Source organism: Bacteroidota bacterium, from assembly GCA_016722565.1.
In the GTDB taxonomy this organism is placed as follows: domain Bacteria; phylum Bacteroidota; class Bacteroidia; order 2-12-FULL-35-15; family 2-12-FULL-35-15; genus 2-12-FULL-35-15.
The window spans coordinates 895,956-910,415 of sequence record JADKIU010000002.1 but is presented as its reverse complement, the minus strand read 5'-3'; the positions used below and the strand labels follow the sequence as shown (position 1 = coordinate 910,415).

The window sequence follows — 14,460 nt, the reverse complement described above, 5'->3', positions numbered from 1 at the left end:
CAATCTCATGCCAATGATGGCTGTACTTCTAATAGAGATAGATTGCTTCGTTCCTCGCAATGACGGCTCTTATAATTTTTTTACTTGTCTATTGTTTCTTTCTAAAATTGTCGACAGCCTTTCTTACGCTACCATATTTCAATAGCAGTTCGTTGGCTTTTTTATAGGAAACCTTTAATTCTTTGGCTACCATGTTTGTTCCTCTGTCAACGAGCTTGTTGTTGCTCAGTTGCATGTCCACCATTTTATTCCCTTTTACTTTACCGAGTTTAATCATGACGGAAGTAGAAATCATATTCAGGGTCAATTTTTGAGCAGTGCCGGATTTCATGCGTGTACTTCCTGTAACAAATTCAGGGCCAACCACCACTTCAATTTTATGTTTTGCAACCTTTGCTACGTTACTTCCTTTGTTGCAAACGATGCATGCGGTTGTAATATTTTTTTTGTTGCAAGCTTCCAATGCTCCAATTACATAAGGCGTTGAGCCCGATGCAGCAATTCCGATCACCACATCTTTTTTGTTAATTTTATAGGATTGTAAATCTTTCCAACCTTGTTGTGTATCATCTTCTGCAAACTCAACTGCTTTTCGAATTGCTTTGTCGCCACCCGCAATTATTCCAATCACCATACCTTGAGGCACACCGTAGGTAGGCGGACATTCACTTGCATCCACAATTCCCAGTCTGCCGCTGGTACCTGCTCCCATGTAAAATAAGCGTCCGCCTTGTTTCATTTGTTTCACAATGGCATTCACTAATTTTTCAATCTTTGGAATTTCTTTTTGGATGGCCAAGGGCACGGTTTGGTCTTCCTTATTGATGTTGGAAAGTAATTCACGCACACTCATTTTCTCGAGTGCTTGGTATTTTGAATCCGCTTCGGTTGTTTTTTTCAAGGAGATGGCTTGGATTAATAGAAAAAGCCACAAATTCGCAGATTTTTTATTGCATTAATTTTTCTGTGAATCTGTGGCCGAATAGTTAATAAATTCTCGGGAATTTGTCCGGATTACTTTCGTGCATTAATTCATAAATGGTATCGAATACATCATCGGCACTCGGCTTAGAAAAATAATCTCCGTCAGAGCCATAAGCCGGACGGTGATCTTTTGCTGCCAAGGTGCGAGGTTCAGAATCCAAATGTTGATAAGCACCTTGTTCTTCTAATACTTTTTGTAAGATGTAAGCACTCGCTCCACCCGGAACATCTTCATCCAACACAACCAAACGATTTGTTTTCTTCACCGACTCCACAATCATGTGATTTAAATCGAATGGCAATAAGGTTTGCACATCGATTACTTCCACAGAGATATCCGCTTCCGCTAATTGTTTTACCGCTTCCATTGCGATTCTGCAACAAGAACCGTAGGTTACTAATGTTACATCAGCACCTTCGTTGATGGTTTCTACAACACCTAATGGAATTTTATATTCTCCTAAGTTGGTTGGTAGTTGTTCTTTTAAACGGTAACCGTTTAATGGTTCAATCACCAATGCAGGTTCATCAGCAGTAAGCAAAGTGTTGTAAAATCCAGCAGCTTGTTGCATGTTGCGGGGAACACAAACATGAATTCCACGAATGGAATTGATAATCATTCCCATTGGAGAACCGCTATGCCAAATCCCTTCCAAACGATGTCCGCGTGTACGGATAATTACCGGTGCTTTTTGTGCACCTTTTGTACGGTATTGTATGGTTGCTAAATCATCGCTCATGATTTGCAATGCATATAAAAGATAATCCAGGTATTGAATTTCAGCAATCGGGCGTAATCCACGCATTGCTAAACCGATGGCTTGTCCCATGATGGTCGCTTCACGGATACCGGTATCGAACACTCTGATTTCACCAAACTTATCTTGCAAGCCTTCCAATCCTTGATTCACACCTCCGATTTTTCCGGAGTCTTCACCAAAAATTAATACTTCCGGATATTTAGAAAGGATGGTGCTGAAATTTTCTCTTAATAATTCACGGCCGTCTACCATTTTTGCTTCACCGGAAAATTCTGCTTTTACCGGTTTCACTTTTAATGCACTCATCTCTGATTCGCTATGCAAGTAGGAGCTGTAACGGTCGTAGTTCGCCAATTTCGATTCGTTGATCCAATCGGAGAGTTGTTTTTTAGCAGCAATGTTTTCGTTGCGTGTTAAGCGCAACACACTTTTTGCAGCAACAATAATATCTTTTCGAATCGGTTCAAGAATCGAGTAGAGGTCGTTTTTAATTTTTGTGATAAATGCCGCATTGGTCGATTGTGCTGCAACGGCATCCATCATTAAACTCACTTCTTTTAATTCCGCTTTGATTGGATTTAAATACGCATTCCAAGCAGCCGCTTTTGCTTCACGCACCACTTTTTTAGCGTTCTCTTCAATTTCTACCAATTCATTTTCCGTAGAAAGTTTGTTTGCCAAAATCCATTCACGTAATTTTTTAATTCCATCGAAATCCGATTCCCATTGCAAGCGGTCTTTTGATTTATAGCGTTCGTGAGAGCCGGAAGTACTGTGACCTTGTGGTTGTGTTACTTCTTCTACATGCACTAAAACCGGAACGTGTTGTTCTCTACAAACTTTACTAGCTTTTTCGTAGGTTTCGCAAAGGTGTGCATAATCCCATCCTTTGGTTTTGAAAATTTCATAGCCAACTCCACCTTCTTCGCGCTGGAATCCTTTTAATATTTCAGAAATACTTTCTTTTGTTGTTTGGTATTTTTTTGGAACAGAAATACCATGTCCATCATCCCAAACAGAAACCAGCATTGGAATTTGCATCACACCTGCTGCATTGATTGTTTCCCAAAATAACCCTTCAGAAGTACTTGCATCACCAATTGTTCCGAAAGCAATTTCATTTCCTTTGTTTGATAAGTGGTGAAATTGTTCTTTTTGTAATTCGGGATTTAATTTAAAATGTTTGGAGGCCATTGCTAATCCAAGTAAGCGTGGCATTTGTCCGCCTGTAGGAGAAATATCAGGAGAAGAGTTTTTCATCTTCGTTAAATCTTTCCATGTACCATCCGCGTTCAAGCTGCGTGTTCCAAAGTGTCCACCCATTTGTCTACCTGCACTCATCGGTTCAGCATCAGCATCGGTATGTCCGTACAATCCTGCAAACCATTCTTGTAATGTAAGGTTTCCGGTAGCAAACATAAAGGTTTGATCGCGGTAATAGCCGGAACGGAAATCACCGTTTTGAAACACTTTTGCCATGGCCAATTGTGCGACTTCTTTACCATCACCAAAAATTCCGAACTTGGCCTTTCCGGTTAATACTTCACGTCTGCCCATTAGGCTGGCTTCACGACTTTCATTCGCAATGCGATAATCGTTTAATACTATTTTAATGTATTCAGTAACTTTTGCTTTACCGGATGCCATTGTTTCTTCGTTTGACATAAAAAGGGGTATAAAATCTATAATCACAAATATAAGTATTTGTAATAGTAAAATTGGGGTGTTTTCAGATTTTGTGGAAAAAGGGATTTCTACGTGTATGTGCTTGATAATTTGAGCTTTAATACTTCTCATTATACAATTTTACCGCAGCACGGTTGCAGACATTTCGTTTCTTTTTAAAAGAGCCCGAGGCAATTGGGCAAGCAACTGCTGCGATTAAACAAACCGCACTTCCTGCAAGATAGCGAGGTTCCATTTTAATTCCAAACGCACCAGATGAAGGTGTGCTGTTTAATAAGCTGGCCCACATTAATCCATACGATGCAATTCCGATTGGAATAGCGGCAAAGCCGATGTATTGCATTTTTTTTGCATCCTTTGCAGCACCCACCAAATTAATTATTTTTTTGTCTTTTGTTTTTAATAAGATGATATGCAAGTCGTTTTCTCTAATGGTTCTATTGTTCTGAGTAAATCGATTGGCGCTCCATACATCTATTTTGTTTGATTCGACAGGCTTTTCTGGGTAATATTCGTTGCTCTTTGAAATGCTGATGGCTGTTTTCGTTTCAGGAACTGCTTCAAACGTTTCTTTCATCCCATTGGAGAAATGAATTTTTTGAATCTTTGATTTGATTTCGATATAGGTAGGCCCATCCTGAAACTCGAACTTTTTGTATTTCACTTCAGAAGGAGTGATTTCCAATATTTTTGCGAGAATAATTTCAGCGCTTCTTTTGAAAATGGTATCCTGAGCAAATGATCCGATGGTGAACAGGCAAAAAAGGAAGGCAATTATTTTTTTCATATTAATATTTCTGATTGTAAAGTTCAATCGCTTCACTGTTGTATTTCACTTTTTGCTTTCTTTTTATTCCCGAAACAATAGGGCAGGTGATGGCAGCAGCTAGGCATAATCCACCAACAGCAAATGTTGTGTTTTGACCGGAAACGGTGTTCCCAAAATTATTGGAGGAAACAACCACTAAAGCGGCAATTCCGAATGGGATAGCAGCGAAACTGATGAATTCTACTTTTCGAGCTTCTTTTGATTTTGCGACCAATCGCATGATTTCTTTGTCCTTTGTATTCATCAAAATCTTTTGCATTTGAGGTTGATTGATGGTTCGGTTTTGATAGCGATAATGTATTCTAAAATCTTCAATGTGATTGTTGGAAAACGAGTTGTTGCCATAATAGTCGTTGTTGATTTGTACAACTTCTTTTAACGGTTCCGCTTCAAAGAGTTCTTTTATGCCATTTGGAATAGACAATCATTTGGATCTCTGATTTTTATCGATATAGGTTGGTCCATCTAAGAACGCAGTTTTCTTGTATTTTATTTCAGTGGGTGTAATTTCGATAACTTTTGCGAGTATTTTTTCAGAATTGCGTTTGAGGATGGTATCCTGTGAATAGCAAATCATTGAAATGAAAAGAAAAGAGAATACTGCTGTCAGTTGCTTCATGAGATGTGTTTTAACAAATATAAATAAAAAAAAGCGATAAGAGAATTTCTTATCGCTTTATAAAGAAAAGGGGTGGAGAATGAGAAATGCTACGAACTCATTCTCCTGGACTAAAGTCTTTGCACGAATTTATACCCCTTTAGGAAATACAGTTAATTAAAGCACTTTAAAGTTGATGTCAACAAAATAAATTGCTTCGGGTTTTGCGGAATAGGAGTTGAAATCAATTTTTGGAAACTGTTTCATCACATATTTCTTTAATTCCGGATTGTTGGTTTCAACGTTCATAATCGTTGCTTTTCCATCTTCAGCAATTTTAAATTGAACGTTTACTTTTTCATTCAGCTTGTTGCTTTTCAATTCTTTTGGAATGCTAAGTTGTTTGCTGATGGCTTCACTGATTCCGGTGCCATTTCCTGCAACTGCAGATAGTGTGCTGATAAATAAAGCAACAATTAATGTTGTGAGCTTTATACTCATTCTTGATGAGGTTTGTGTTTTTAAATAGTTCATGACTGTAGGGATGTTGTTTATATTTTAGTTTGTTTGATCTACCAATAGGTTGGTATTGGTATATTTTAGTAACTGGACGAATATCTATTCTAAAAGTTACAGCATATTTTATTTTTTTATTTTTTATGGTACTTCGGGAACGGATGGTGGTGCCAAAACGGAAGGAACCTTATGAAGGTGTTCCATGTCCTCTTCTAAACCATCACAGTCGATGCATTCCAATCCTCTGTTCGTCATCTTCCATCTTCTGTTCAACATTTCTTTATCGTAAGTGTCGGTTACATTATCGATATCATAAATAATGTGTTTTAAAGAAGGAGAAAGAAAAACAACTGTTCCTACAGGAATTTTTAATACCAAACGAAGGTTTTGATTTCTCCATTTATCACCTTCTTCAATATCAAACTCCGGATTTAATTCAATCAAGGAATCTTTTTGATAAATGCTGTAGGAGATGTGTTTTGCACGATACAAAGCTTCTTTTTTATCATATCCGGAAGCTGATTTAATTGCAACCAGTTCGATGCTATCGTTTTCGTTCATTACGATGTCAAATTTTGGGTAACCTAAACTGGTGGTTTTTCCGTTTTTCTTCAACAAGGTCCAGTTGTCAATTAATATTCTTGAATCGTATCCTTCATCATCATCATTTATACCATATTTATCAATATTTTTGGCAGTTAGGTAGAGCGTATCCGATTTGATAGACACCAATTCAATGTTTTGTTTGCTGGTTGCATCTTCTTTAAAATCATCACTCACTTGATAAATCACGTAGATGATAAATGCCAATCCGGTTAACCATAAGATGCTGGTGGTATAGCTGACAATTTTATTTTTTTGTTTGATGCCAAATAAGTGACGTACTCCTCCATAAATTATGGATAATAAAGGTAACCCAAGAAATAAAACCAATCCGATAACCGCGTACTCAATCGGTAAATCATTTGGAAAAACACTGTGCATCATGTCGTAAATGGAGTAGGAGAAATCCGATCCGTTTGTACTCACATGAATAAAGTTTCTTCCGAATAACGATCCAAGTAAAAGCACAATCATGAATACAGCAAACACGATGAAGATGACAGAGAATATTTTTCCTAAGATTTGAAAAATATTTTTGAAAACATCACTCAGGAAATCGGCCAATTTTTCGGTAGAAGTTCTAACCCGTTGTCTGTTTTCTTTCGAGCCCATCTCTTTTCCGAATTTATCGACACGTTGTTTGAATTCTTCAAACTCTTCATTTACCGTTTTCCCAATATTGTTGATGTCTACCTTTTCTCCACGCATTTCCAATTTTTCTGCAGTGGTTTTTGCTTTAGGGATAATCATCCAAAGGATAATGTATAGGATAAGTCCAGAGCCAAACACGAAGAAACTGATTGCAAATGCACCTCTAAGCCAGATGGGATCCAAGTCGAAATAGTTTGAAATCCCTGAACAAACACCACTTACAACAGCGTCATCTGGGTCGCGGAACACTCTTCTTCTTTTGTTTCCTTCAAACGGAGCATTGGCTTCAGTTTTAGATTCATTTTTGGCGTTCTCTGCGCTTTCACCTGCAAAATCTTCGGGTTTTCCCATAACGGAGATAACACTTTCCACATCCATTTTAAGAACCGCTTGTTTGGTGGTGCTTACTTTTTCCTGCAACATTTCGGCAATGCGTGATTCGATATCATTCATAATTTCATCTCTTCCTTCCGAATCGTGGAAATAGCCTTTAATGGTGCTGAGGTATTTGTTAAGCATTTCATAGGCGTCTTCTTCGATGTGAAAGATGATGCCGCTTAAGTTCATTGTTATCGTTTTGTTCATTGTCTTCGTTTTTTAGTTTGTGATTTTGTTGTTTTTTTTCCCGAAGGGACTCCTATGGAGCAACTGTTTAATCCCAAGTTTAATTTTTTTGTATTGTTTTGTTTACTGCTTCTACCAATTCGTTCCAGGTCATTTCCAATTCTTTTAAAAATTGTTCACCTACCGGAGTGAGCTTGTAGTATTTGCGAGGAGGTCCGGAAGTGGACTCTTCCCATCGGTAGCTCAGTAAGCCATCGTTTTTAAGGCGCATGAGCAGCGGGTATAAGGTGCCTTCTACGACAATGAGTTTTGCTTCTTTCATTTTTGCGATAATTTCTGAGGGATAATTTTCTCCTCCTGAAAGCACCGATAAAATACAAAACTCAAGTACGCCTTTTTTCATTTGCGCTTTTGTGTTTTCTATATTCATGGTTAATAGTATTAAAAGTTAGTTCGTTTTCCTTGTAGCTATCAAGGTTCATTTTTGGGTTTCGTCAAACCCTCTTAATGACATTGCAAAGATATATACAAAAAGTAGTACCTTGTATCACATAGTACTAAAATAATTTATAAGTTATTGAAAATCAAGTGTAAAATTTTTCAAATCATTCTGAAAATTCTATGTACTTTTGTAAAAAATTAGTTTTCTATGCATTTAGCCCAGGATTTTAATGAGCTTTTTTCGGTTGCATCGCTCATCAGTTTGCTTACATTATCCGTATTAGAGATTGTTTTAGGGATAGACAACATCATTTTTATCTCCATTATAGCCGGAAAACTGCCTAAAGCAAAGCAAGGCAAAGCAAGAGCAATTGGCTTAATGATGGCGTTGGTAATGCGTGTGGCATTGCTTTTTAGTATTTCCTGGATTGTACAATTAAAAGATGCACTTTTTCATATCGGCAGTTTTGGTGTTACGGGTAGAGACTTGATTTTATTTGCCGGTGGTGTGTTTTTGCTATATAAAACCACGATGGAATTGCACAATAAAATTCAAGGTTATGATGACGAGCAAATGAATGTAAAACGAGTAAGTTTTAATGCCATTGTGATGCAAATCGTTTTGATTGACATCGTATTTTCCTTTGATTCGATTCTTACAGCGGTAGGACTTGTCACCAATCTCTTAATTATGATTTTTGCTGTAATTATTGCCATGATCATCATGATTATTTTCTCAGGAAGAGTAAGTGATTTTATCAATGATAATCCAACCATTAAAGTATTGGCGCTCGCATTTTTATTGATGATTGGTGCAGTGTTGATTCTGGAAGCGTTTCATGAACATGTGGATAAAAAATTCATTTACATCTCCATTGCATTCTCCTTGTTTGTGGAGTTTATGAATATCCGTATGCGGAGGAAAGCGGAGAAACGGAACATGGATACCAATAACGATAAGCGAGACGTTATTTAATGACGTATTTGCTTCAGGTATGTATCTTGGTGTTTTTTTGCACTTCGAATGCTGGCATTTAAATCAAATCCCAACAACAAAATAAGTGAATTGATGTAAATCATCATCAAGATCACAATCAATGTTCCAATGGAGCCATAGAGCTTATTGTAATTCCCAAAGTTATTTACGTAATAGGTAAAGATTACTGTAGCAAGTATGATTAATACCGTTGCAAACATCGATCCTGCAGAGAAAAACCGCCAGCCTTGTTTCCTTTTTGGTCCTAAGAAATAGTTAAACGAGATAATCGCATAACACAACATTCCTAAAACTAACCATTTCAGGAAGGATAAGACATAATACAGTCCATTGTTATTCATTTCAATTTTATTTAAGCCGAATTCCCCGAAAATTAAAATGGTAATGGAAGTCGACAATAAAATCACCGTTAAAAAAAGCATGTAAAAAGAGGCCAGTCGCTGTTGCAATGGATTTCTGGTTTCAATATCATGATAGGTTTCATTAAACGCATTAATCATGGCATTAAAACCATTGGTAGAAAAATAAAGTGCAGTTAAAAAACCGAATGATAATAATCCGCTTCGCTGATTACTAATAATGTCGGCAATGGTTTCTTCTGTCGCTTCAAAGGCGGCCGATGGCATAATTTTTTGCAAGAGATTAAACAGATAATCCTGGAAATTATCAATCGGGATGTAAGGAATAAGGGTAAACAAAAAGATGATGGTAGGGAAGATGGCCAGAAAGAAGCTGAAGGAAAGGGACGTTGCGCGCATGTTTAATGCTCCATCTTTGATTCCTTTGAAAAAAAATTTGCTGACAATATACAGGGATAATCCTTCAAAACCGGGTAATACAATCTTCCGACTCGCTTTGATGAATTTGTGAATCGGAGATATTTTGATTAAACGCTTTATATGTTTGCGTTGCATTCTAAATTGCTTTTAAACTCAAATCTAAACTTTTAATGTGATGTGTTAATGCACCTACCGAAATAAAGTCAACCCCACATTTTGCATAACTTCCAATATTTTTCTCTGTGATTCCACCGGAAGCTTCGGTTTCATATTTGCCATCAATCAATTTCACCGCTTTTTTAATGTCGGCTATTGAAAAATTATCCAACATAATTCGATGGATACCGCCAATGGATAAAATTTCTTTTACTTCCGCCAGATTACGCGCTTCAACTTCAATTTTTAATTTTTTGTTTTTTGCTTTTAAATATTTTTTTGATGCATCAATGGCTTGTTTAATTCCACCAGCATAATCAATATGGTTGTCTTTTATTAAAATCATATCATACAATCCGATGCGATGGTTGGCGCCACCACCTAGCACCACGGCCCATTTCTCCAATCCTCGGATATTCGGTGTTGTTTTGCGGGTATCAATTACTTTCGTTTTGCTGCCTTTGCACAATTGCACCAAGTGATTGGTTTTTGTGGCAATGCCACTCATGCGTTGCATACAGTTTAATACCAATCGCTCAGCCAATAAAATAGATTGTGATTTTCCGGAAACTGTGAGCACAATGTCGCCCACTTTAATTTTACTACCGTCTTTGATGAAAACGTTTACTTTTAAAGACTTGTCGACTGTTTTAAAAATTTCTACAGCTAATTCGACTCCGGCAAGAATACCGTTTTCTTTTACCAATAAATGTGCTTTGCCTTTTGCGGATGAAGGGATGCACGCCAAAGAGGTATGATCTCCATCACCGGTATCTTCCGCTAAAGCGGATTGAATAAATTTTTGGATATTAAAATGGTAAAGGCGTTCAGGATTTAGTGGTTTACTCATTCTCCGTTTCAATTCTAAATTGTTGAATTAATGTTTGAGCGCCTGTGGTTTTTAATAAGAAGTACGTTCTGAATTTACCATTGGCAGTTTCCAGCGTTCCGATCACGTATTGTGATCCGGCTTTGGGCTGACTTTTATGCGCAACGGTATAGGATTTCACAGCATGTTTTGTGAAAAAGTCTTTCAAGATCATTTCTGCTTGTTGTTTGCTGTACACATCTTCTTGTTCAATTACTTTTAAATCGATGTTGTCAATAAAAAACTTGGATATGTTTTTTGGATTACCTGAACGAATGGCCGCTGCAATGTCGTCAATCACATCCACTGTAAATGCAAAGGAAGATACTGTAACGATGAATAAAAGGAAAGCAGATTTAATTTTCATTTTGTTTTATTATTTAGCAACAAGGATGCAATTATTAAGCCATTTTTGAATTAAATCAATGTTTTGTTTGCTATACCACAAAAATATAGTTTTTTTGCATTGATAAACAAACGAAATATGAAAATTACGCTCATTCTGAATGGTAAAACGGAGGAAGATTATCTGATAACAGGGATATCGGCTTACGAAAAGCGATTGAAACATTATGTGCCGTTTGAAATTTTGGTCATTCCTGCCTTAAAAAACACAAAAGCGTTAAGCATCGAACAACAAAAAGAGCGGGAAGGGGAGTTGTTGTTTAAAGAACTGGAAAGTTCGGATAAGTTGATTCTATTAGATGAAAACGGTAAAGAATACAATTCGGTTGAGTTTTCTGGCTTTTTGCAGCAACAAATGAATTCAGGTATTAAAAATTTGGTGTTGGTTGTGGGCGGTCCTTACGGCTTTTCAGATGCAGTTTATAAAAGAGCCAATGGGAAAATCGCATTGTCCAAAATGACCTTTTCATCAAATGGTGAGATTGTTTTTTGTTGAACAATTGTATCGCGGAATGACCATTTTAAAGAATGAACCGTATCATCATCAGTAAAATGAATGCTTTTAGGGTGTCAGTTCGAGCGGAGTCGAAAACCCTTAGTCAATCGCATTGTATGATAAATTACATTTTATCAAAATTAATGTTTGATAATCCGATTTTTGTAAAGTTCTTACAATAAAAAGGTATATTTGATTAAACTAAATAAATTAAACATGAAAAAACTGGCAATCCTATTATTGATTATTGTTTCTGTTTCTGCTTGTAAAAGAAAGCAGGATTTGAGAGAGTTGGACTCTAACGAAACACTTGCAAAATATCCTGTGCAATGTTATAATGGCAATCAAGATACGGATGAGACCGGAATTGATTGTGGCGGCCCTTGCGCGCCATGTAACGTTCCGACACCTACTTGTACTCCAGTAGCGAATACAGTAAGTATTGGGGCAAGCAATTTTGCCGCTGTAGGCTCCAGTTGTGGTTTATCAGGTAGTAATTTCACATTGTCAGGTTCATATTCTTCAGGATCTTATACAATTCAACTTGGCAATACTTCACCAGATTTATCTGTAGCATACTCCATCACGAACTCTGTTCCAGGTGTGACGGAAGCAACGGTGTCGTTCAGTGATTTTTCATTAGGAACGTTGAGCTTGATTTCTGCAGGAATGTATATATCACACAAGTTGGTGGTGTATATCATGCTACTATTTGCGGAGGTACTGCACATTCATGGATTACCGGACTTGATTATTCGATTCAAGGAAATGTTGCTTGTCCATAACGTTAGATAACATAATTCATAAAAACTCATTTTATACTTCAATACTTTGTAATATGAAAAAAATATTTTTCACACTTTTTCTAACGGTGCATTTGTTCTCTTCTGCACAAACCGATCCTGTTAAATATAGTTTAACTAGAGAAAATACAGATATAAAATTTATACAAGCTAAACTTGCTGTTTGGGATATTTTAATTTCAAGCTCAAGAATGACATTCTCCGGTGGGTTGGGCGGAAAGTTGTATTTGAACGGACTGTATGTTGGTTTGAATTACGACTATCAATATTTAGATAATTTGGCGGAGTATTCTTCTTCTGAAAATATCCAAGGGTCTTCGATTTACAAACCTCAAAAATCAAGAAATGCTGATGCTACTGTCGGATACTTTTTTCAGAAAGAGGCTGAAGGGAAAATTCGTATTAATCTTAAATCGCATGGTAAAACCACTTATTACACAAAAGTAGATGCGAAATACAATAAGATATTCGGAGTTCAAGCCGGTTTTAAAAAAGGATTCAGTCACATGACGATCCCTCAGGGAGTAGATGTTCAAGATGCTTATTTACCTCAATCCGGCACTTTTCAAACACAGTCGGGGATGACCACCTATATGAATTATTCGTGGGTGTCTGTAGGACCTACCTACGGTAAAATTGAGGATGTAGAAATTGACGTTGAAGGATTAGGATTAAGAAGATCAAAGTTCTTTCAACGTTTTTATGGAAATGTTCTTATTGCAACCAGTAGTAAATTGGAAGATGTGTATATGACTGAGAACTTTGGTTCCAGCAATGAATTGGTTCATCAATATGTATTGGATGGAAATGTTGAAATGTCGAAAATAGGTTTTAATATTGGTTATGAAACCTACAGATACAGTAAGGTTGGTGTTGGGTATGGTATTGAAATTGGCGCAATGCCAGGTGTGAAAATATCCGGTGCAGGAAATGGTTACCTTTTAGTAAAATGGGGGATTATTTTCGGAAAACAATTCGGAGGATAATAATTTGATTTTTGTAGGGTCGAACTAATTTAGATTAGTTCGACTCCTTTTCTGTCAGCTTCACCAAGCGTTCTCTATAAAGCGCACCAATGGCTTTCTTAAATGCTTTCTTGCTAATCTGAAGTTTCGCTTTAATTTCTTCAGGTGTGCTATTATCATTCAACGCTAAAATCCGTTTTCTTCTTTTATCAATTTTAAGATTCTCCATTTTACATCATCAACCAATTCGTAGCCACTTTTTTGTAAGCTCAAATCAATTTTTTCATCTTCCCGCACTCGTTTTACAAACCCTTGCATTTTATCCCCTACACGGATCGCTTCATAGATTTCATTTTTATAAATCAAACCGGTATACAGGTCGTTTACAATAGCATTGAAGCCAAGGTCTGTTTCTGAATAAATCAACAAATCAACGATGTCGCCTTCCTGAACATCTACATCTTCTCTGATAATGAATCTGCTTAATTTTGTGGATCCAACCAATCGGTCGGTTTCTTCATCGAGGTAAACAAATACCACATAACTCTTACCGGGTTCCATGCGTTGTGCCTGTTCTCGAAAAGGAACTAATAAGTCTTTGTCCATTCCCCAATCTAAAAACGCCCCGATTTCATTTACTTGTTTTACTTCTAAAAATGCAAAAGTGTCGGCAGTAGCCAACGGCTTTAAAGTAGTGGCAATCAAACGATCATCCGAATCTCTGAATACAAAAACATTCAATACATCTCCAATTTTTGTTCCTTGCGGAACCCATTTTGTAGGCATTAAAATTTCTACATCTCCTTCACGGAAATAAATTCCAAAGTCTAATTCTTTCGCTACTTCCAACTCGTTGTATGTTCCTACTTGTATCATGATATTTTTTTTAATCTTAAAATAACAATAAACTGTTCTCGACTCCGCTCGAACTGACGTTACTAATAACTAATAACTAATAACTCCCAACTATATATTCCCTTCGTGTTCGTCACGTTTTTTTACGCCTTCTAAAAGCGAAGTAACGAGCGATAAAATGAAGCTGAATAAAAGTGCATACCAAAAACCTTCTACATGGAAACCATCAACAATCTTGGCTGCCAATAAAATCATCAATGCATTGATGACCAATAAAAAAAAGCCGAATGTAAAGATGGTTACCGGGATGGTTAGAATAATCATAATTGGTTTTACAACCGCATTTAAAAATGATAACACAGCAGCAACTACCAATGCTGTTAAAAAGTTGTTTCCGTCAATGCTAACACCGGGAAGTATGTACGATGAAATAAGAACAGCCAGCGTGACGATGATGAGTTGAATGATGAATTTCATGGGAATCTATTTTGTTGTAATTGTAT

At 36.8% G+C, this 14,460-nt stretch carries 15 protein-coding genes and 2 pseudogenes; 4 read left to right on the top strand and 13 right to left on the bottom strand.

Annotated features, from left to right (window positions below):
* Positions 1-88: 88 nt before the first annotated feature.
* From murQ to IPP64_09500, 8 genes are all read right to left on the bottom strand, one after another.
* Positions 89-907 carry an N-acetylmuramic acid 6-phosphate etherase gene (gene murQ / locus IPP64_09535; protein MBL0329639.1) on the bottom strand — a complete coding sequence of 273 codons (819 nt, stop codon included), beginning with the start codon at positions 905-907 and terminating at the stop codon, positions 89-91.
* A 79-nt stretch (positions 908-986) separates the two neighbouring features.
* Positions 987-3,392: a transketolase gene (locus IPP64_09530; protein MBL0329638.1), complete on the bottom strand. Its 2,406-nt coding sequence runs from the start codon at positions 3,390-3,392 to the stop codon at positions 987-989.
* A gap of 136 nt (positions 3,393-3,528) precedes the next feature.
* On the bottom strand, positions 3,529-4,218 hold the full coding sequence (locus IPP64_09525) for a hypothetical protein (GenBank protein ID MBL0329637.1): 690 nt from the start codon (positions 4,216-4,218) through the stop codon (positions 3,529-3,531).
* Position 4,219: 1 nt separating this feature from the next.
* On the bottom strand, positions 4,220-4,684 hold the full coding sequence (locus tag IPP64_09520; protein ID MBL0329636.1) for a hypothetical protein: 465 nt from the start codon (positions 4,682-4,684) through the stop codon (positions 4,220-4,222).
* Complete coding sequence (locus IPP64_09515; protein ID MBL0329635.1) at positions 4,685-4,879, bottom strand: hypothetical protein; 195 nt, start codon at positions 4,877-4,879, stop codon at positions 4,685-4,687.
* A 156-nt stretch (positions 4,880-5,035) separates the two neighbouring features.
* Positions 5,036-5,359 carry a hypothetical protein gene (locus tag IPP64_09510; GenBank protein ID MBL0329634.1) on the bottom strand — a complete coding sequence of 108 codons (324 nt, stop codon included), beginning with the start codon at positions 5,357-5,359 and terminating at the stop codon, positions 5,036-5,038.
* Between the two features lie 156 nt (positions 5,360-5,515).
* Positions 5,516-7,213 carry a PspC domain-containing protein gene (locus tag IPP64_09505; protein MBL0329633.1) on the bottom strand — a complete coding sequence of 566 codons (1,698 nt, stop codon included), beginning with the start codon at positions 7,211-7,213 and terminating at the stop codon, positions 5,516-5,518.
* Between the two features lie 79 nt (positions 7,214-7,292).
* Complete coding sequence (locus IPP64_09500; GenBank protein ID MBL0329632.1) at positions 7,293-7,622, bottom strand: PadR family transcriptional regulator; 330 nt, start codon at positions 7,620-7,622, stop codon at positions 7,293-7,295.
* A 219-nt stretch (positions 7,623-7,841) separates the two neighbouring features.
* Here IPP64_09500 and IPP64_09495 point away from each other — a divergent pair, with 219 nt between their 5' ends.
* Positions 7,842-8,609: a TerC family protein gene (locus tag IPP64_09495; protein MBL0329631.1), complete on the top strand. Its 768-nt coding sequence runs from the start codon at positions 7,842-7,844 to the stop codon at positions 8,607-8,609.
* Here IPP64_09495 and IPP64_09490 read toward each other — a convergent pair.
* The 3 genes from IPP64_09490 to IPP64_09480 are packed head-to-tail and all read right to left on the bottom strand — an operon-like array spanning position 8,606 to position 10,800.
* Positions 8,606-9,544, bottom strand: coding sequence for a YihY/virulence factor BrkB family protein (locus IPP64_09490; GenBank protein ID MBL0329630.1), 939 nt, complete (start codon positions 9,542-9,544; stop codon positions 8,606-8,608). The two genes, IPP64_09495 and IPP64_09490, sit on opposite strands and share 4 nt — an antisense overlap.
* Position 9,545: 1 nt before the next feature.
* Entirely contained in the window at positions 9,546-10,415 is an 870-nt protein-coding gene (gene nadC / locus IPP64_09485) for a carboxylating nicotinate-nucleotide diphosphorylase (GenBank protein MBL0329629.1), read from the bottom strand.
* Positions 10,408-10,800 (bottom strand): DUF4783 domain-containing protein, encoded by a 393-nt coding sequence (locus IPP64_09480; GenBank protein MBL0329628.1) that lies wholly within the window; start codon positions 10,798-10,800, stop codon positions 10,408-10,410. Before IPP64_09480 ends, nadC begins: the two co-directional genes overlap by 8 nt.
* Before the next feature lie 117 nt (positions 10,801-10,917).
* Between IPP64_09480 and rlmH the strand changes: the two are divergent.
* The 3 genes and pseudogenes from rlmH to IPP64_09465 all read left to right on the top strand — a co-directional run bounded on the left by rlmH (position 10,918) and on the right by IPP64_09465 (position 13,123).
* A pseudogene (gene rlmH / locus IPP64_09475) lies at positions 10,918-11,389 on the top strand (23S rRNA (pseudouridine(1915)-N(3))-methyltransferase RlmH).
* A gap of 161 nt (positions 11,390-11,550) precedes the next feature.
* Entirely contained in the window at positions 11,551-12,129 is a 579-nt protein-coding gene (locus IPP64_09470; protein ID MBL0329627.1) for a hypothetical protein, read from the top strand.
* A gap of 43 nt (positions 12,130-12,172) precedes the next feature.
* Positions 12,173-13,123 (top strand): hypothetical protein, encoded by a 951-nt coding sequence (locus IPP64_09465; protein ID MBL0329626.1) that lies wholly within the window; start codon positions 12,173-12,175, stop codon positions 13,121-13,123.
* A 34-nt stretch (positions 13,124-13,157) separates the two neighbouring features.
* Here IPP64_09465 and IPP64_09460 read toward each other — a convergent pair.
* Positions 13,158-13,981 (bottom strand): annotated as a pseudogene (locus IPP64_09460) (GntR family transcriptional regulator).
* An 87-nt stretch (positions 13,982-14,068) separates the two neighbouring features.
* Entirely contained in the window at positions 14,069-14,434 is a 366-nt protein-coding gene (locus tag IPP64_09455; protein MBL0329625.1) for a phage holin family protein, read from the bottom strand.
* Positions 14,435-14,460 lie beyond the last annotated feature (26 nt).